The following is an 18,389-nucleotide window of genomic DNA, read 5'->3' on the forward strand; positions in this document are numbered from 1 at the left end:
GGATTGAGTGGCTGGCTGATGGCTGGCTGGAACAGGCGTTCAACTTGTGAACCGTTCCCCCTTCGGGGAACACCGCGGAACCGGCTTTGCCGGGCCGCTGGTGTTGCCCCCTGCAAGGGGGTTGGCGGCCACACGAAGTGGGCAAGCCTGGGGGTGAGCTCCATTTATTCCATCGTCATGGTCGCGATGTCGATGAACCAGCTCTTGGGCTGCACCACGTTCTTGACCTTGGCCGACATGGCGCGCGGGCCCACGTCGTGCGCGATCCACACGAAGGGCGCGTCGTCCACGATGTGCGTGTGCAGCTTCGCCAGAGCGGCGTCGCGCGCCTTGTCGTCGAAGCTGGTGCGCGCGTCGGCCACCAGCTTGTCGACCTCGGCATTGCCGTAGTAGCCCCAGTTGTTCGACACCGGCGGGACGGTCTTGGTGCTCACGAAGCGCACCATCGCGAAGAAGGGGTCCATGGCCGCGAAGCTGATGTTGACCGCGTTCGCGCCGTTGGCCGACGGGTCCTTCGCGCCCTTGCGCCAGTTGGTGAACAGCGTGTTCCATTCGATCACGTCGAACTGCACGTCGAAGTAGCACTGCTTGAGCGACTGCTGCGCGAACTCGTTCATCGGCAGCGGCTGCATCTGGCCCGAGCCCGAGGCCGAGATCTGAACCTTCACCTTGATCGGCTTGGCGGCCGAGTAGCCGGCCTGCGTCATCAGCGCCTGCGCGGCCTTCACGTCGTAGCGGATGTCGAAGGTGGGCTTGCCGAACCACGGATGGCCCGGCGGCACCGTGCCCTTGGGCTCGGCCATCATGCCGCCCAGCAACTGCTTCATCCCGCCGCGGTCGATGCACAGGTTGGCGGCCTGGCGCACGCGCTTGTCGAGCCAGGGCGAGCCTTCGGCGAAGGAAAGCTGCCAGGGCCACACGTGCGGCTGCGCGTTCGAATAGATCTTGAAGCCGCGCTGCGTGATCTGCGCCATCGCGTCGGGCGCGGGCGCCTCGATCCAGTCGACCTGGCCGCCCAGCAGCGCGGCGGTGCGCGCGTTGGCCTCGGGCATCGGCAGCAGCACGACCTTGTCGATCTTCGGCACGCGCTTCGCGTCCCAGTAGCTCTTGTTGGCGGCCAGCTCGAGCCGCTCGCGCGCCACGAAGCGCGTGACCTTGAACGGGCCCGAGCCCGACGGGTCGGCGGCGAAGGCGGTCCAGGCGGCCTTGGCCTTGTCTGCGGGCGTGGCGCCGGCGGCCGCATCGAACTTCTTCTGCCAGTGCGCGGGCGAGGCCATGAACAGGTTCGTGAGGTTGATCGGCAGGAAGGCGTCGGGCTCGCTGGTGGTGAGCTCGACCGTCGTGTCGTCGATCTTGCGCGCCGACTTGAGCGTGGGCATGCGCGAGGCCGTCACGCCGACCTGGCTGGGGTCGAACTGCACGGCATCCTTGTCGAGCACCTTCTGCACGTTCCACACCACGGCGTCGGCGTTGAAGGCCGAGCCGTCGTGGAACTTCACGCCGGGGCGCAGCTTGAAGACCCACTTGGTCTTGTCCTTGGCGTCGACCGCCCACGAGGCGGCGAGGCCGGGGATCAGCACGCTCGGCGCGTCGGCCTTCGACAGGTCCCACTGCGTGAGCGAGTCGTAGATCGGAATGCCGGTGAAGCGGTTGCCCTCGAAACCCTGGTCGGGCTGGCCCAGCGTGCGCGGAATGTCGGCCGCCGTCATGGCGATGCGCAGCGTTTTTTCCTGCGCCATCGCTTGGGGCGCGGCGAGCACCAGGGTGGCGAGCGCCGCGCAGGCGGCCAGGGGTTTCAGGAACAGGGCAGGGGCAGCACGCTTCACATGGAACTCCGTTGGGGTGGAATGGAGAAAAGGACGAAAAAACTGTCAAGCACGACATGTGCCAGCGGGGGAGTCCCTTGCGAGGCTAGGGCCATGACAGCGCGAGCTCGCGTCGCGCGCAACGCAGGTCCATCTCGACTTCCATGTCCACGATCGGCGGCCTTGCCAGGTGCCATGTCAGGCCGGTGGTGAGGCCGCCGCGCTGCACGATCTCGTCGAACACCAGCGCGCCGATGTCGTGCACCGTGTAGGCCTGCACCGCCGCGGCATCGCGCCAGCCGAAGCCCAGCACCGCGAGGCGGCGCTCCATTTCCGTCATCACGTAGCCGAGCTTGGCGCGCAGGCCATCGGGGCTGGTGTCGCCCAAACGGACCATCACCTCGCGATAGCTGGCATGGCCGTCGGGCGCCTCGCCGCCGCCGGAGACCACGAAGCTCGGCGGCGCGGCATCGTCGTCGGCCGGCACGGTGTACGAGAAGGCCTGGAAGGCCGGCGTGGCCGGGGCGCCGATGCGCGGGCACACGTTGGTGCGCGCCACCGGATTGCGTTCGCCGCGCACCAGGCCCCAGCGCTCGAGCGTGCCGGCGTAGACGCGGTTGAAGTCGAGGAATCCGCGCTCGGAGAACGGCGCGGGCGAGCGCAGTTCGCAGGCGCACAGCGCGGCCAGCGGCCGGCCGATGGCGCCCAGGTGCGCCGCGATGACGTCGAAGCCTTCTTCCAGCGGAACGGGCTGCTGGAAACGCACCCGCTCGATGGCGAAGCCGGGCAGTGCCGCCACGCCCGCGGAATACTGGAACACGCCTCTCGCGTAGCGATAGCCGCCTTCGGGGAAGGCAATGGTCTGGTCGGTGCCTGTGGTCGTCATGCCGTGTTCTTTCCTCGTCGGCACCCAATGTAGGGAGCGACGAGGCCGGCGGGAAGGCTCATTTCCGCACGCGCGTGTTGCCGGAATCAGAACGCGGCGCCGCGCCCGAACCGGCGCCGTATCGCCCCATGCTGGTGGCCAGCATCTCGAGCAGCGCGCGCGTCGCCGGCGACTGGCGCCGCCCCGGCATGGTGAGCAGGCTGGCCGCAGTGGCGGCGAAGTCGCGCTCCTGCAGCGGCACGGCGCACAGGTCGCCGTTCGACACCTCGTGCAGCGCCGCATAGCGCGGCAGGAAGGTGATGAGATCGCTGTTGCGCACCAGGCCCTTGGCCATGTCGAGCGTGCCGGTCTCGATCGCCAGCTCGAGCGACACCTGCGTCTTCGAGGCGATGCGGTCGACCAGGTGGCGGATCTGGAACGAGCGGTCGGGCAGCGCCACGCGGCGGCCTTCGAGCTCGCTGAAAGACACGCTGCGCCGCCGCGCGAGCGGATGCGTGGGCGCGACGATGGCGCACAGCGGTTGCTCCAGCCGCGCATGCTCGCGGAAGGCGTGGCGCTCGGGCAGGTTGAAGGCCAGCGCGATGTCGATGCGGCCTTCCTGCAGCGCCTCGAGCACCGCGCGCGAGCCCACCACCGAGGCCTGAAGCTTCACCTGGGGATGCCTCTTCTGGAAGCGCGCCAGGTTGTTCGCGAGGAAGTGCCCGACCATGCCCTCGATGCTGCCGATGCGCACCGTGCCGACGGGTTCGCCGCTCAGCTCCTGCAGCGCGCCGCGAAGCGCCTCGCTGCTCTGCAGGGCCTGTTCGGCATGCGCCAGCACCAGCTCGCCGGCGGGCGTGAGGGTGGTGCGGTTGGCGCGGCGGTCGAGCAGGGCGGCCTGCAGCTCGCCTTCGAGCTTGGCGATCTGGCGGCTGATGGCGCTCGGCGCCACGCCGAGCTGCTCGGCGGCGCGGCGCAGCGAGCCGGCCCTGGCGGTCTCGCGAAAGTAAAGCATTGCCGTGGACAGCATGTCGGTTTCCGGTGTGTGCGGTGGTGTGTGGGGGTGGTTTGCGCGGGACCGGACCTTCGGCCGATCGGCGCGGCACGTCAAGCAACGGGCGTGCCCCCGGGGGGGCGCGCGGCCCGCCATCCCGGCTATGCCGTCCGACAAATGGACGCGGCGACAAGGGCTTTCCACAATGCAGCCGGCTCATGCCGAGGGTCAGGGCATCTGTTGGCGAGGGACAGGAACCGATGACGACACTGACACAGGGTTCGCGCGGCGCCGACGTCCGCAGGCTGCAGGAGGCGCTGAACCACAAGCTCCAGCCCGGCCCCGAGCTCGCGCTGGATGGCGACTACGGCCCCGTCACCCGGATGGCGGTGCGCCGCCTGCAGGCCGCCCACTGGCTCGCCGAGGACGGCGAGGCTGGCCCCTGCACGCAGAACCTGGTGTTCGGCAACGAGTGCCATGCGCCGATCCTGCATCCCGTCGCGCTGATTCCCCAGCCCACGCCCGGCCTGTGCTGGGCCGCCTGCACGGCCATGATCACGCGCTCCAACGTGCAGGCGGTGGTGGCGCGCACGCCGCCCGGGCTCATCGCCGACGATGGCGGGCTGCGCGCCTTTCCGGACGGCGAGGAGGCGATGGCGGCCGATGCGCTCTTCGCGTCCGCGCACGGGCTGTCGGTGCGCCCGCCTGCGCCCTGGTCGGTTGCCCAGTTGCGTGCCGCGCTGCAGGGCGGGCCGTTGATCTTCGACCTGCCATGGGGCGCCAAGGGATACGCCGCGCGCGTCGGGCGTCCCGGCCACATGGTGCTGCTCGTGGGCATCCGCGGGGACGACGACCCCAGCGGGCGCGGCACCACGCTGCGCATCTTCGATCCGTGGCCGCCGGGCAAGGGCGCGCGCTGCTCCGTCAACTTCCACAAGTGGATGCAGGCGGCGGACCCGGGCAGTTGCCGCGTGCTCCTGCCGTAGCGGGCGTTTTCCGTCGGCGTGGAAAAATTTGCGGTTCCCGCGAACCGTCCGGCGGGTTCGACGCCTCTTGGTGTCCGAGGGTCTTCCTCATGCACCATCAAGAAGGATCGAAGGAACCGCCATGCTCTACGCAAAGAATCTTCCCGGCTGGGAGCGCGCACTGCGCATCGTCGTCGGCCTCGCGGCCCTGGCTTTCGCCGCCATCGGCTGGAGCACCGCCGGCCTCGGGCTGGGCGTGGCCGTCGCGCTCATGGGCGCGACGCTCGCGCTGACGGGCCTGTTCGGCTTCTGCCCGATGTGCGCGATGGTCGGGCGCAAGCTCGACGGAAAGGGGCGTTGAAGCGTGACCGCGGGCATCGACCGATCCAGCCTGATCCTCGCCGCGCAGACCGGCGACCCGGCCGCCATCGCGAGCCTGCTCGCGGCCTGCCAGTCCGACGCGCGCCGCTACGCCTGGCGGCACTGCCAGGCCAGCGACGTCGACGATGCCGTGCAGGAGTCGCTGCTGGTCGTTGCGCGCAAGCTTCGGGGGCTGAAGGCCGTGGCGGCCTTCTCGTCGTGGCTCTTCACCGTCATCAGGCGCGAATGCCTGCGGCTGCAGCGGGCGATGTTCAGGCACGAGCCGCTCGACGAGGAAGCGGCCGAGCGCCAGCTGCTCGCCCGCGACGACGCTGCCCTGCGGCTGGACCTGACCCACGCGCTGGAGTCGCTGCCCGCGCACTACCTCGAAGTGGTGCTGCTGCGCGACTTCGAGGAGCTGACCATAGCGGAGATCGCCGAACGGCTCGGCGAACCGCCGGGCGCCGTCAAGAGCCGGCTGCACCGGGCGCGCTCGCTGGTGCGCGAGTACCTGCTGGGCTGAAAACCGGCTCGCTCCTTTGGGGGGGGGGAACCGCGGAACCGGCTCCGCCGGGCCGCCGGTGTCGCCCCCGGCGAATGGGAGGGCGAGGCGACGCGAAGTGCGCGAAGCCCGGGGGAGTCCCGTTCCGGGGGGCGATGCGACAATCGGCCAGCCATGACAGACACCCTCACGATCACCCGCCCGGACGACTGGCACCTGCACGTGCGCGATGGCGCCGCCCTCGAAGCCGTCGTTCCCCACAGCGCCCGCCAGTTCGGCCGCGCGCTGATCATGCCCAACCTCCGTCCTCCCGTGACCACCGCCGCGCAGGCCGTGGCGTATCGCGACCGCATCCGCGCCGCCGTGCCCGAGGGCAGCGGCTTCGAGCCGGTGATGTCGCTCTATCTCACCGACAAGCTGCCGCCCGAGGAAATCGCGCTGGCCGCCGAAGCCGGCGTGCGTGCGCTCAAGCTCTATCCGGCCGGCGCCACCACCAACAGCGATGCCGGCGTGACCGACATCCGCAAGACCTACAAGACCCTGGAAGCCATGCAGAAGCACGGCCTGCTGCTGCTGGTGCACGGCGAGGTGACCGACCCGGCCATCGACCTGTTCGACCGCGAGGCCGTGTTCGTCGACCGCGTGATGATCCCGCTGCGCCGCGACTTCCCCGAGCTCAAGGTGGTGTTCGAGCACCTGACCACCAAGGAAGGCGCCCACTACGTGCGCGACGCCGACCGGTTCACGGCAGCCACCATCACGGCGCACCACCTGCTCTACAACCGCAACGCCATCTTCACCGGCGGCATCCGCCCGCACTACTACTGCCTGCCCGTGCTCAAGCGCGAGACGCACCGCGTGGCGCTGGTCGAGGCGGCCACCAGCGGCAGCGACCGCTTCTTCCTGGGCACCGACAGCGCGCCGCACCCGGCGCACCTGAAGGAGCATGCGCTCGGCTGTGCCGGCTGCTACACCGCGCTCACTGCCATCGAGCTTTATGCCGAGGCCTTCGACAACGCGGGCGCACTCGACAAGCTCGAAGGCTTCGCGAGCTTCAACGGCCCCGACTTCTACGACCTGCCGCGCCACACCGACACCATCACGCTCAAGCGCGAGAGCTGGACGGTGCCGGAGACCGTGCCTTACGGCGACGCCACGCTCAAGCCGCTGCGCGGCGGCGAGACCGTCAACTGGAAGCTCGCATGACGGTCTCTTCGCTGCGCGTGATGCTGCTGATCGACGCCGACAACGTCTCGGCGGACGTGATCGAACAGGCCGTGCAGCGCACCATGGACGAATATGGCGCCATCCACGTGCGCCGCGCGTACTGCAATGCCGAGATGGCGGTGAACCGGCAGGCGCTCTTCAAGCGGCTGTCGGTGCGGCCGATGGTGAACCTGTCGGCCGGCAAGAACAGCACCGACATCGCGCTGTCGGTCGATGCGATCGACCTCGCCATTGCCGAGCGGCCCGACGTGGTGGTGCTGGTGTCCTCCGACTCCGACTTCGCGCCGCTCGTGATCCGGCTGCGCGAGAAGGGCTGCCGCGTCTGCGGCATCGGCCAGCAGGGCAAGACGGGCGAGGAGACGGTCGGCATCTACGACGCCTTCACGGACATCGCGCACAACGCCGTCACCAAGCCCGCGGCCCGCACCGCGCCGGCGAAGAAGACGGCCGCTGCGAAGACCACGCGTGCCAAGGCCGCGCCCGCCGCGAAGAAGACCGCGGCCAAGACGGCGGCGCGCAAGACGACGGCGAAGGCCGCCAGCAAGCCCGAGCCTCAGCAGCAACCGCAGCAGCAGCCGCAGCCTTCGGAAGCCGCCGAATTCATCCTCCAGGCCGCTCCGGCCCTGCGCGGCGGCAAGGACGTGCCGCTCAACGACGTGGCCAAGGCCCTGCGCACGGCCGGGCTGCTCGGCAAGAACAGCAGTTCGCTCAAGCTCTTCGAGAAGCTCACGGCGGAGTTCGTGCTGATGCAGCACCCGGACCGCATCCGCTGGACGGGCGCGCCCGCGCCTTGACCCTGCCGGCGATCGACTGGGCGCAGCCATGGCTCGTGCCCTATCGCGCCGATGGCGAAGCGGCAATGCAGGCCGTCGCGCATGGCGATGGCGGCGTGGCCACCGCACTCCAGCGCATCAGGCACGCGTCGGCGCCCGATTTCGTGGGCCAGGACGCGCTGCCCGCCGGGCATGCCTACGAGGCCCACGTCTTCCGGACCCGCACGGTTCCGACCCGCGACAACCTCCACGACTTCTTCAACGGCCTGGTATGGCTCGCCTTTCCGCGGACGAAGCGACGCCTGAACGAACTGCAGGCCGGCGAGATCGCCCGAGACGGCGTTGGCGCCACGCGCGGGCCGCTGCGGGATGCGCTCACGCTGTTCGACGAGAACGGCGCCCTGCTCGATGCGCCGCCGGCGCTGTGGCACGCGCTGGTCGCGCGCGACTGGCACACGCTTTTCATCGGCCAGCGCGGGTTGTGGCGCGAAGCGCGGCTGCTGCTCTTCGGCCATGCGCTGCTGGAGAAGCTGGTCACCCCGCGCAAGCCGATCACCGCGCACGTGTTGCTGCTGCCGGCGCAGGGCGAGAACGGGGAAGCGGCGCTCGACGACGCGCTGGTGGCGGGCTCGCTCGACCCGCAGGCGCTCAAACGCAAGCCCTTCGTGCCGCTGCCGGTGCTCGGCGTACCGGGCTGGTGGGGCGCCAACGAGGCCGCGGGCTTCTATGACGATCCGACGGTCTTCAGGCCCTCGCCGGGGCGGGGAATACCGGGGGCCTAGAACTTTTGCTCCTATCATGGCTCTACCGGCTGCCGCCGACCGGAGCGCCCAGAACACCTAAAACGCCCAGGGCTTCCAGGCCGCAACCTGCTCGAATACGGCTTGAAGAGGGTCCCGGGGCCCTCATCTGGGTGGCAGATTTCCCCACGGAGAATTCAACTTGAAACGTATCCTTCTGTTTGTCCTGACCAACGTGATGGTCGTCGCTGTGCTCGGCGTGGTCGCCAGCCTGCTCGGCGTCAATCGCTTCCTCACGGCCAACGGGCTCAACCTGACGGCGCTGCTCGGCTTCGCGCTGGTGATGGGTTTCGGCGGCGCGATCATCTCGCTGCTCATCAGCAAGCCGATGGCCAAGTGGACCACCGGCCTGCACATGATCGACAACCCCCAGACGCCCGACGAGGCCTGGATCGTCGGCACGGTGCGCAAGTTCGCCGACAAGGCCGGCATCGGCATGCCCGAGGTCGGTATCTTCGAAGGCGAGCCCAACGCCTTCGCGACGGGCGCGTTCAAGAACTCGTCGCTGGTGGCGGTGTCCACCGGCCTGCTGCAGAACATGACGCGCGAAGAGGTCGAGGCCGTCATCGGCCACGAGGTGGCGCACATCGCCAACGGCGACATGGTCACCATGACGCTGATCCAGGGCGTGATGAACACCTTCGTCGTGTTCCTGTCGCGCGTGATCGGCTACGCGGTCGACAGCTTCCTGCGCCGCGGCGACGACCGCAGCTCGGGCCCCGGCATCGGCTACTACGTGAGCACCATCGTGCTCGACATCGTGCTCGGCTTCGCCGCCGCGATGGTGGTGGCCTGGTTCTCGCGCCAGCGCGAGTTCCGCGCCGACGCCGGCGCCGCCGCGCTGATGGGCCAGAAGCAGCCGATGATCAACGCGCTCGCCCGCCTGGGCGGCCTGCCGGCCGGCGAACTGCCGAAGGCGGTGGAAGCCATGGGCATCACGGGCAGCATCGGCAAGCTGTTTGCCACGCACCCGCCGATCGAGGAGCGCATTGCCGCACTGCAGAGCGCACAGCGCTGAAGACGGGGCCAGCCTCGCCCATCAACAGAAAAGCCGCCACGTTGCCGTGGCGGCTTTTTTCTTTTCACCTTTCCTTTCGCCTGTCGTCCGCCGGAGCCGATCCAGCATGCCCTCGACACCCACCAGGCTCATGTCCAGCGCCCTCAAGTCGGTGCTCGTGCCGGAACTGAAGGCAGCGGGTTTCGCGGGCAGCTTTCCCGATTTCCGCCGCGACCGGGCGGACGTGATCCATTTCGTGTCCGTGCAGTACGACAAGCCGGGCACGGCCTTCTTCCTGGAATGCGGTGCGCATCCGCCGGGCGAAAAGACCACCAGCTGGGGCGATGTGGTCGCTCAGGCCGATCTGCGGCTGGAGTACGTTCCGCTCACCGAGCGCGCGCGGCTGCAAGGCCGTGGCGGGGAGGGCGGATCCAGCCTGGCGGAGGGCTGGTTCTCGTACGAGGGTTTCGGCGACAGCCCGGAGCCGTATCGGCTGCTCGCGGCTTCGGTTGCAAGCATGCTGCCGCAGATCGAGGGCTGGCTGGCCGCGCGTGAGCGCGGGCCGAACCTCTCGACTATGGCGACGGCGTAGCCGCCGTCCCGGTCTATCAGTCGGCCGACGGAGCGGCGGGCGCTTCCGGCGCTTCGGTCGTCGTGACCGGAGCCGCGGCGGCAGCGGCACGGTCGGTACGCGCGCGTTGCAGCGTGCGCGCGACCTCGCCCTGCGCCATACCGTACATGTCCGCAAACTCCTTCTCGCTGCGACCACTCGCCTCGAAGGCACGCAGCAGCGCCTCGCGCTTGGCGGCCTGCTCGGCCAGCTGGGCGAGGGCTTCGTCGAGCACGGCGTTGTTGTTCGCGTCGCGCGAGCGCACCAGCACGGCATAGGCTTCGCGGTCGAGGCCGGAGGCTTCGACGGCGCGGGCCAGGCGCGCCACCAGCTGCGGGCGCAGGTCTTCGCCAGTGCGTTGCGAGCGGCGGCGGTGCAGTTCGAGGATGGCGTGGTGCACGTGCTCGGGCGCCACCGGCTCGGCGACGTTGCCGTCGAGGTCATGGCGCGGATGGCCGGCGGCCACGCTTTCGAGGTAGCGCGTGGAGCGGGCGTGCAGGCCCATGGCCACCTTGAGGTCTTCGGCCTTGAAGTCGTCGGGGTGGCGGGCAATCAGCTCTTCGTACACGCCGAGCTTCAGCGGCAGGAAGCGCGCGCCGAAGAGGTTCGGATACAGCTCGAACAGGCGCTCGAGCGCCGGATGCACCTTGCGTTGCGGGCGCGCCGGCTGCTGCGGTTGCTGCTTCTGCTGCGATTGCTGCTGCTGGGACTGCGCCTGCTGCGGCCTCTTCGGCTTGCGCTGCTGATGCTGTTGCTGCGGCCGCTTCGCCTGCGCGGGAGCGGAGGGCGTGCCGGCCGTGGCTTCGGAAGCCGTCGTCGAGCCTTCCGTGCCGGCTCGCAATGCCTGCAGCTGCTGGGCCATGTCCAGGCGCTCGCCACGGGGGCGGCGCGACTTGTTGTTCGGGTTGGCGGTGGTTGCTTCGGTCATTCTGGAAATTCGGCTCGGGGGCGCGAAGAAGGCAGGAAGGAATTCAGTAGTGGAGTGCGCTCGCGCATGCGGCGCGGCGGGCGGGATGTCGTATTGGGCGCATTGTCGTTTCTGTCGTCATCGTCATCGCCGGTTCAGGTCAGCGCCGAAGCCTGCGCGGCCTGCCGGCCGATCAGCAGCCGGAACGGCAGCAGCATCAGCACGCCCACGGCGAGCTTCACGCCGAGGTCGCCCAGCGCCCAGGTGAACCACGGGCCCTCGGTGCCTGCGAAGGCGATGCCCCAGAACACGATGCTGTCGAGCACCGCGGCGATCACGGTGGCCACCAGCGGCGCGCGCCACCAGAGGCCTCGGCGCAGGCGGTCGAAGACGCCGATGTCCAGCAGCTGCGAGGCGATGAAGGCCAGCCCCGAGGCCGCCGCAATGCGCACCGGCGCGAGCAGCAGAGATACGCCCACCGCCACCGCGAAGCCCACCCACGCCACGCGACGCGCCATGCCGGGGCCGAAGCGCCGGTTGACGAGATCGCTCACGAGGTAGGCCACCGGATAGGTGAAGGCGCCCCAGGTCAGCCAGTCGTTGATGGCGAACTGCACGAGGATGTTGGAGGCGAGCACCACGGCCGCCATCGCCAGCGTGGCGACGATCAGGTGGCCCAGGGTGGGGCGCTCGAAGAAGGTGGCGGAATGCTGCATGGCCTGCATCAGACGTTCGCGGTGCGTTCGCGTTCCGACTCGGCCTGCACGCTGCGTGCCACGGCCTCGGCCACCTTGATGCCGTCCACGCCGGCCGACAGGATGCCGCCCGCGTAGCTCGCGCCTTCGCCCGCGGGGTACAGGCCGCGCACGTTGAGGCTCTGGAAGTCGTCGCCGCGCGTGATCTTGATGGGCGACGAAGTGCGCGTCTCGACGCCGGTGAGCACAGCGTCGTGCGTGTCGAAGCCCTTGATCTTGCGGCCGAAGGCAGGAAAGGCCTCGCGCATCGCCTCGATAGCGTAGGCGGGCAGGGCCTTGTGCAGGTCGGTCGGCGTCACGCCCGGCTTGTACGAGGGGACTACGCTGCCGAGCGCGGTGGAGGGCGTGCCCGCGATGAAGTCGCCCACCAGCTGGCCGGGCGCGCGGTAGTCGCCGCCGCCGAGCACGAAGGCGTTGCTCTCCAGCTCGCGCTGCAGCGCGATGCCCGCGAGCGCGTCACCCGGGTAGTCGCGCGGGTCGATGCCCACCACGATGCCCGCGTTGGCATTGCGCTCGTTGCGCGAGTACTGGCTCATGCCGTTGGTGACCACGCGGCCGGGCTCGCTGGTGGCCGCGACCACGGTGCCGCCCGGGCACATGCAGAAGCTGTAGACCGAGCGGCCGTTGCTCGCGTGGTGCACCAGCTTGTAGTCGGCCGCGCCCAGCAGCGGGTGGCCCGCATGGCGGCCCCAGCGCGCACGGTCGATGAGGCCCTGCGGATGCTCCACGCGGAAGCCGATGGAAAAGGGCTTGGCCTCGATATGCACGCCGCGCGCATGCAGCATCGCGAAGGTGTCGCGCGAGCTGTGGCCCAGCGCCATCACCACGTGGTCGGCACGCAGCTCGCTGCTTTGGCCTGTGGCCTGGTCGAGCACGGTGAGGCCGCGAAGATGACCGTTCTCGATGTGCACGTCGGTCACGCGCTGCTCGAAGCGGATCTCGCCGCCGAGCGCCACGATCTGCTCGCGGATGTTCTCGACCACCTTCACCAGCTTGAAGGTGCCGATGTGCGGGTGCGCGACGTAGAGGATCTCGGGCGGCGCGCCGGCCTTCACGAACTCTTCCATCACCTTGCGGCCGAGGAAGCGCGGGTCCTTGATCTGGCTGTAGAGCTTGCCGTCCGAGAAGGTGCCGGCGCCGCCTTCGCCGAACTGCACGTTCGACTCGGGGTTGAGCACGTTCTTGCGCCACAGGCCCCAGGTGTCGCGGGTGCGCTGGCGCACGGTCTTGCCGCGCTCGAGCACGATGGGCCTGAAGCCCATCTTCGCGAGCATCAGCGCCGCGAAGATGCCGCAGGGGCCGAAGCCGATCACCACGGGCCGCGTCGGCAGGACCTCGGGCGCGCTGGCCGGCGGCGTGTAGCGCATGTCGGGCGCGCTCTGGATGTGGGGATGCCCCGCGTGCTTCGCGAGCAGGGCGGCTTCGAGCTTCGCGTCCGCCAGCTGCACGTCGCAGATGTAGACGGTGAGCAGGTCGGCCTTGCGCGCATCGAAGCTGCGCTTGTAGACGTTGTGGGAGACGATCGCCTCGGAGGGGACGCCGAGCGTCTTGGCGATCAGTGCGACCAGCGCCTCGGGCGCGTGGTCGAGCGGGAGTTTGAGTTCGGAGATTCTCAGCATGGCGTAGGGCTTGTGACTATCAAGCAGGCGGCCATTTTAGCTTTGCTGTTTGTGGAACACCGCGGAACCGGCTTTGCCGGGCCGCAGGTGTTGCCCCCGGAAGGGGGTTGGCGCAGCGACACGAAGTGCGCGCAGCCTGGGGGTGAACCAGTTCAGGCCGGCAGGAAGCCTTCGACCGACAGGTAGCGCTCGCCCGTGTCGTAGTTGAAGCCCAGCACCACCGCGTCGGGTGCCAGCGAGGGCAGCTTCTGGGCGATTGCCGCGAGCGTGGCGCCCGAGGAGATGCCGACCAGCACGCCTTCCTCGCGCGCGCAGCGGCGGGCCATTTCGCGGGCGGGTTCCGCGTCCACCTGCAGCACGCCGTCGAGCAGCGAGGTGTCGAGGTTCTTCGGGATGAAGCCCGCGCCGATGCCCTGGATCGGGTGCGGCGAAGGCTGGCCGCCCGAGATGACGGGCGAGGCCACCGGCTCTACCGCGAACACCTGCAGCTTGGGCCATTTCTTCTTGAGCACCTTCGCCACGCCGGTGATGTGGCCGCCGGTGCCCACGCCGGTGATCAGCACGTCGATGCCATCGGGGAAGTCGGCAGCGATTTCCTCGGCCGTGGTGCGCACGTGCACGTCGACGTTGGCGGGGTTGTTGAACTGCTGCGGCATCCATGCGCCGGGCGTGCCGGCCACGATTTCCTCGGCGCGGGCGATGGAGCCCTTCATGCCGTTGGCGCGCGGCGTCAGATCGAAGGTGGCGCCGTAGGCCAGCATCAGGCGGCGGCGCTCCACCGACATGCTGTCGGGCATCACCAGGATCAGCTTGTAGCCCTTGACGGCCGCCACCATCGCCAGGCCGATGCCGGTGTTGCCGGAGGTGGGCTCGACGATGGTGCCGCCGGGCTTGAGCGCACCGCTCTTCTCGGCGTCTTCCACCATCGACAGCGCGATGCGGTCCTTGATCGAGCCGCCGGGGTTGGCGCGCTCGGACTTGATCCAGACCTGCTGCTTCGCATTGCCGAACAGGCGATTGATGCGGATGTGCGGCGTGTTGCCGATGGTCTGGAGGATGTTCTCAGCCTTCATGGGATCTCCTTGGGTCGATGCGTTTGTCGGACGGACAACGCGCATTGTGAGACCAGCCCATGACCCTTCGTCCGCCGCCCCCTATGCCGGCCCGGACGTGAACTTCATCGCCACGCCGTTCATGCAGTAGCGCAGGCCGGTGGGCTTCGGGCCATCGTCGAACACATGACCCAGGTGGCCGCCGCAGCGGCGGCAGTGCACCTCGGTGCGCGCCATGCCGAAAGAACGGTCCTGCCGTTCGCCCACGGCCTTGTCCAGCGGCTGCCAGAAGCTCGGCCAGCCGGTGCGGCTGTCGAACTTGGTCTTCGACGAGAACAGGTCGAGCGCGCAGCCGGCGCAGCTGAAGCGCCCGGCCCGGTGCTCGTCGTTGAGCGGGCTGGTGTAGGGCCGCTCGGTGCCTTCCTGGCGCAGCACCGCGAACTGGTTGGGCGTGAGCAGCTTGCGCCATTCGGCTTCGGTGTGCGTGACCTCGAATTTCTCGTTCTCCGCCGCCTGCGCTGGGCGTGAGCCCCAGCCGAAGAACTGGGCAATGGCCAGCCCCAGCGCGGAGGTTCCGGCGGCAATGGCGAAGCGGCGTCCTGTGTCTTGCGTCATATCTGGCTTTCAGCTGTTGGTGGAGCGGAATATCGTTTTCGATATGTTTTATGGAATACAACGATGTACATTCGCCGGTCGGCTGCGAGAGGGCAGTCGAAAGACCGACGGCAGCGTTGCTCCCCTTAGTTCGGGCCGGGCAGGCACCGGGTTACAGCCGGAAGAACGCATTTCGCTATGTCGGATTGAATACATTGAGGATGGAGACTTGGGTATGGATTGGTCCAGAGGCTGGGTGCCGGGCGCGGTCGCGCTGCTGCTCGCGGGTTGCGGTGGAGGGGGCGACAACAACGGCGGTGTTTTCTTTCCGATCGTGCCGGCCCCCGCGCCTGCACCGGCTCCACCGCCTCCACCCGCGCCATCGCCGGCTCCGGCTCCTGCACCGGCGGTCCAGCTGGGTGGCGCCGTCGACCGCCCGGGCGCCTTCACCGAGGCAGATCTGGCGGCGCGCACTCCCATCACGCAGACCGTCAATTTCTCCAGCGGCAGCGGGCCGCAGACGCACACCTACACCGGCGCGGGCCTCTGGCCGCTGCTGAGCGACGCGGGCATCCAGCTCGATGGCGCGATCAAGAACGACGTGCTGAGCCGCTACCTGCTGGCCACAGGCGCTGACGGCTACAAGGTTGTGTTCGCGCTCGGCGAGCTGAGCCCCGATTTCGGCAACAAGCCGAGCGTGGTCGCGTACGCCGAGACCACGTCGGGCACCTCGGCCCCGCTGGGCGCGGCCGACGGCCCGTTCCGCGTGACGGCGCCAGGCGACGTGAAGGGCGGGCGCTACGTGTCGAACCTCGTGCGGCTCGACGTGATGGCCGCGCCCGCGACGGCGGCCGGCGCGGGCGGCGGCACCTCCACCTCGTTCGCCGTCTCGGGCAAGGTCGGCACCTCGATGAGCTTCGACGCCACCGCGCTCAAGGGATTGACGCCCGCGCCCGACCTGACCATCGGCGCCAACGTGTACCACGGGGTCAGCCTGTGGACGCTGCTGAGCGGGCTGGGGCTGCCCACCACGCCGAAGAATGCGACGCTGGGCATGTACGCGGTGGTCACCGGCAGCGACGGCTACCGGGCCACGCTCTCGCTGGGCGAGATCGATCCGAACTTCGGCGGCAAGGCGGCCATGGTCGCCTACCAGATGAACGGCGCGGACCTCACCACCACCGGCTTCGCGCGCCTCGTGGTGCCGGGCGAGGTGAAGCAGGGGCGCTCGGTGTCGAACCTGATCGCGATCGAGGTGTTCTCGGCACTCGCGCCCTGATCGCTGGCCGCTCGATCAGGCCGCGATCGCGCGCTCGCGCCGCAGCGGCGCCTTCCACAGCTCCGCCAGCAGCACGCCCGCCACCGTGAGCACGCCGCCCACCGCGTGGTAGGCCGCCAGCGATTCGCCGATGACCACGGCCGCGATCATCACGGTGAACAGCGGAATCAGGTTGAAGAACATGCTCGCGCGGCTCGGGCCGATGTGGGCCACGGTGTGCATCCACATCAGCGGCGCGAGCATCGAGGCGCCGAGGCCCGCGAAGCCGACCAGCGGCAGGTTGGAAGCCGACAGGCCCATCTTCGGCATCAGCAGGTACATCGGCAGCAGGGCGATCACCGTGAACACGATCTGCAGGTAGAGCAGCTGCAGCGCGGGCACTTCCTTCATGCCCCAGCGCTTGAGCAGGATCACGTAGACGGCATAGGCCAGCATGGCCAGCAGCATCAGGCCGTCGCCCATGTTGGCGCCGCTCTTCAGCAGCGTGCCGAGGTCGCCCGAAGACACCACCACCGCCACGCCGGCGATGGACACCAGCGAGCCCGCCACCGCGCCGGCCGTGAGCCGCTGGCCCAGCAGCAGGATCGACAGCGCCAGCACCATCATCGGCGTGAGCGAGCCGATGATGCCCATGTGCGTGGCCGTGGTGAGGTAGGCCGCGTAGTAGGCCAGGCTCTGGTAGGCCACCATGCCCAGCAGGCCGAGCACCGCGATGCGGCCCAGCTGCGGGCGCACGGCGCGCCAGTTGCGCAGCACCGGGCGCAGCGCCAGCGGCGTGAAGAGCACGGCGGCCAGCAGCCAGCGGTAGAAGCTGATCTCGGTCGGCGCGATGGTGCCGGCCGCCATCTTGCTGACGACGGTGTTGCCCGACCAGATGACGACGGCGAGCAGCGGGAAAGCGTATTGCCACATGAAGACAGTCCTTGGAGTACGGGGCTATCATCGATTTGTCCGTCCTGCGGCATATAGCTCGATCAGGACAATCCGTCCGTCATTCCGGACTCTCTTTCGCAAAGGAGCCGAACCGCATGGCCGACAAGCTGCGCCTCCTGGCCATCCAGGACGTGGAGGGCATGGAAGGCCCGTTCTACTTCCGCTACGACGACATCGGCGCCGACACGCATGCCGCGTCGCACAGCCACAGCTGGGGCCACCTGAACTACGCCGCCCACGGCACCATGCAGATGGACACCGAGGGCCTGCGCTTCCTCTCGCCGCCGCAGTACGCGGTGTGGATCCCGCCGAAGGTGGTGCACAGCTGCACGGCGCGGCACGCCATCGTCTACCGCTCGATCTACATCGCGCCCGACCTGTGCGGGCGCCTGCCCGCCGAGCCCTGCACCGTGCACATCAGCCCGATCATCAAGAGCGTGCTGGCCGACTTCGCCGCGCGCGACCTGCACGTGCCGCAGACGGAGGCCGACCTTCGCCTCGCGCACGTGGTGGTCGACCAGCTCGAGCTGGCCGAGGTGCAGCGCTGCTACCTGCCGGCGGCGGCGTCGCCCGCGCTCGTCTCGGTGCTCGACGCCCTGCAGGCCGAGCCCGGCGACCACCGCCCGCTGGCCGACTGGGCCGACAGCGTGCACATGACGGAGCGCACGCTCGCGCGCCAGTGCCAGCGCGAGCTGGGCATGTCCTTCGGCGACTGGCGCCAGCGGCTGCGCTTCCTGCGCGCCATCGACGCGCTGGAGGCCGGGCGCACGGTGCAGGAGATCGCGTTCGACCTCGGCTACAGCACCGCGTCGGCCTTCATCGCGATGTTCCAGCGCGAGGCCGGCACCACGCCGGAGCAGTACCGGCGCGAGTTCTGCGGGATCGCCTGAAGGCCGGGCGGCGCGCCGGGCGATAATCCACCCCGTGAAGCACGCCAGACCGCCGCTGGTGCAAGTGCCGAAAGGCCGCACTGGAGGAACGTCCGGACTGCACAGGACAGCGCAGGAGTTAACGACTCTCCACCGTGAGGTGAGGATCAGAGCAACAGAGACGAGCCGATTAAGTTCGGGTGAAACGGGCAATCTCTGCGCGCAGCAACACCAAGTAGGCCAGTATCGAGGTGGTTCCGCTGAGCTGGCGGGTAGGTGGCATCGAGCCGTCTGGTGACAGGCGGCCCAGAGTAATGGCGGTCACGCCGCAGGTTCCGCAAGGGGCCTGCGGTGCACAGAATCCGGCTTATCGGCGGGCTTCACACTTTTCTTCTTTCCCCCCTTTCTGGTTTTCCGCGCCCTTCGGCTTGAAGGCGGGCGCAAGCCTTGCCGCCTGCAAGGATTGGTAGTTACCCGTACAAT

The 18,389-nt window shown here is 69.1% G+C and carries 19 protein-coding genes and 1 other RNA gene; 11 read left to right on the forward strand and 9 right to left on the reverse strand.

The features are described from left to right. Positions 1-164: 164 nt before the first annotated feature. From EJP69_RS08815 to EJP69_RS08825, 3 genes are all read right to left on the reverse strand, one after another. On the reverse strand, positions 165-1,826 hold the full coding sequence (locus tag EJP69_RS08815) for an ABC transporter substrate-binding protein (RefSeq protein WP_126469492.1): 1,662 nt from the start codon (positions 1,824-1,826) through the stop codon (positions 165-167). Between the two features lie 85 nt (positions 1,827-1,911). After that, entirely contained in the window at positions 1,912-2,691 is a 780-nt protein-coding gene (cnbZ, locus tag EJP69_RS08820; RefSeq protein WP_126469494.1) for a 2-amino-5-chloromuconate deaminase CnbZ, read from the reverse strand. Between the two features lie 58 nt (positions 2,692-2,749). Further along, complete coding sequence (locus tag EJP69_RS08825) at positions 2,750-3,700, reverse strand: LysR family transcriptional regulator (protein WP_170217078.1); 951 nt, start codon at positions 3,698-3,700, stop codon at positions 2,750-2,752. Between the two features lie 224 nt (positions 3,701-3,924). Here EJP69_RS08825 and EJP69_RS08830 point away from each other — a divergent pair, with 224 nt between their 5' ends. The 8 genes from EJP69_RS08830 (at position 3,925) to EJP69_RS08865 (ending at position 9,880) form a co-directional block, all read left to right on the forward strand. Then, positions 3,925-4,650 carry a peptidoglycan-binding protein gene (locus EJP69_RS08830; protein WP_170217079.1) on the forward strand — a complete coding sequence of 242 codons (726 nt, stop codon included), beginning with the start codon at positions 3,925-3,927 and terminating at the stop codon, positions 4,648-4,650. Positions 4,651-4,771: 121 nt separating this feature from the next. Continuing rightward, a complete protein-coding gene (locus EJP69_RS08835; protein WP_093197118.1) occupies positions 4,772-4,990 on the forward strand; it encodes a YgaP family membrane protein in 219 nt (72 codons plus the stop codon). 3 nt (positions 4,991-4,993) lie between these two features. Continuing rightward, the gene (locus EJP69_RS08840; RefSeq protein WP_093299598.1) at positions 4,994-5,512 is read left to right on the forward strand and encodes an RNA polymerase sigma factor; all 519 of its coding nucleotides are present in this window, start codon (positions 4,994-4,996) and stop codon (positions 5,510-5,512) included. A gap of 153 nt (positions 5,513-5,665) precedes the next feature. Beyond that, positions 5,666-6,697: a dihydroorotase gene (gene pyrC / locus EJP69_RS08845; RefSeq protein WP_093197113.1), complete on the forward strand. Its 1,032-nt coding sequence runs from the start codon at positions 5,666-5,668 to the stop codon at positions 6,695-6,697. Continuing rightward, a complete protein-coding gene (locus EJP69_RS08850) occupies positions 6,694-7,512 on the forward strand; it encodes an NYN domain-containing protein (protein WP_093299601.1) in 819 nt (272 codons plus the stop codon). Before pyrC ends, EJP69_RS08850 begins: the two co-directional genes overlap by 4 nt. Continuing rightward, positions 7,509-8,273 (forward strand): DUF3025 domain-containing protein, encoded by a 765-nt coding sequence (locus tag EJP69_RS08855; protein ID WP_126469500.1) that lies wholly within the window; start codon positions 7,509-7,511, stop codon positions 8,271-8,273. The genes EJP69_RS08850 and EJP69_RS08855 overlap by 4 nt, the downstream gene beginning before the upstream one ends. A gap of 160 nt (positions 8,274-8,433) precedes the next feature. Continuing rightward, the gene (htpX, locus tag EJP69_RS08860; protein WP_093197104.1) at positions 8,434-9,309 is read left to right on the forward strand and encodes a protease HtpX; all 876 of its coding nucleotides are present in this window, start codon (positions 8,434-8,436) and stop codon (positions 9,307-9,309) included. A gap of 130 nt (positions 9,310-9,439) precedes the next feature. Beyond that, positions 9,440-9,880, forward strand: coding sequence for a DUF4304 domain-containing protein (locus EJP69_RS08865; protein ID WP_170217080.1), 441 nt, complete (start codon positions 9,440-9,442; stop codon positions 9,878-9,880). A 16-nt stretch (positions 9,881-9,896) separates the two neighbouring features. Here EJP69_RS08865 and EJP69_RS08870 read toward each other — a convergent pair whose 3' ends face one another. The 5 genes from EJP69_RS08870 to msrB all read right to left on the reverse strand — a co-directional run bounded on the left by EJP69_RS08870 (position 9,897) and on the right by msrB (position 14,846). Then, a complete protein-coding gene (locus EJP69_RS08870) occupies positions 9,897-10,826 on the reverse strand; it encodes a ProQ/FINO family protein (protein ID WP_126469504.1) in 930 nt (309 codons plus the stop codon). A 134-nt stretch (positions 10,827-10,960) separates the two neighbouring features. Next, positions 10,961-11,521 (reverse strand): VUT family protein, encoded by a 561-nt coding sequence (locus EJP69_RS08875; RefSeq protein WP_093197268.1) that lies wholly within the window; start codon positions 11,519-11,521, stop codon positions 10,961-10,963. 8 nt (positions 11,522-11,529) lie between these two features. Next, the gene (locus EJP69_RS08880; protein ID WP_126469506.1) at positions 11,530-13,179 is read right to left on the reverse strand and encodes an NAD(P)/FAD-dependent oxidoreductase; all 1,650 of its coding nucleotides are present in this window, start codon (positions 13,177-13,179) and stop codon (positions 11,530-11,532) included. A 152-nt stretch (positions 13,180-13,331) separates the two neighbouring features. Beyond that, complete coding sequence (gene cysK / locus EJP69_RS08885) at positions 13,332-14,252, reverse strand: cysteine synthase A (protein ID WP_126469508.1); 921 nt, start codon at positions 14,250-14,252, stop codon at positions 13,332-13,334. A gap of 81 nt (positions 14,253-14,333) precedes the next feature. Beyond that, positions 14,334-14,846: a peptide-methionine (R)-S-oxide reductase MsrB gene (gene msrB / locus EJP69_RS08890; RefSeq protein ID WP_126469510.1), complete on the reverse strand. Its 513-nt coding sequence runs from the start codon at positions 14,844-14,846 to the stop codon at positions 14,334-14,336. A 214-nt stretch (positions 14,847-15,060) separates the two neighbouring features. On the opposite strand from msrB, the gene EJP69_RS08895 reads away from it, so the two are divergent. Further along, positions 15,061-16,104: a molybdopterin-dependent oxidoreductase gene (locus tag EJP69_RS08895; protein ID WP_126469512.1), complete on the forward strand. Its 1,044-nt coding sequence runs from the start codon at positions 15,061-15,063 to the stop codon at positions 16,102-16,104. A gap of 15 nt (positions 16,105-16,119) precedes the next feature. Here EJP69_RS08895 and EJP69_RS08900 read toward each other — a convergent pair whose 3' ends face one another. Further along, complete coding sequence (locus EJP69_RS08900; RefSeq protein ID WP_126469514.1) at positions 16,120-17,016, reverse strand: DMT family transporter; 897 nt, start codon at positions 17,014-17,016, stop codon at positions 16,120-16,122. Between the two features lie 116 nt (positions 17,017-17,132). Between EJP69_RS08900 and EJP69_RS08905 the strand changes: the two genes are divergently transcribed. Next, positions 17,133-17,927 (forward strand): AraC family transcriptional regulator, encoded by a 795-nt coding sequence (locus EJP69_RS08905; RefSeq protein WP_126469516.1) that lies wholly within the window; start codon positions 17,133-17,135, stop codon positions 17,925-17,927. Between the two features lie 36 nt (positions 17,928-17,963). Then, an RNA gene (gene rnpB / locus EJP69_RS08910) (RNase P RNA component class A) lies at positions 17,964-18,292 on the forward strand. Positions 18,293-18,389: the final 97 nt, after the last annotated feature.

This window comes from Variovorax gossypii (assembly GCF_003965815.1).
GTDB lineage: Bacteria > Pseudomonadota > Gammaproteobacteria > Burkholderiales > Burkholderiaceae_C > Variovorax > Variovorax gossypii.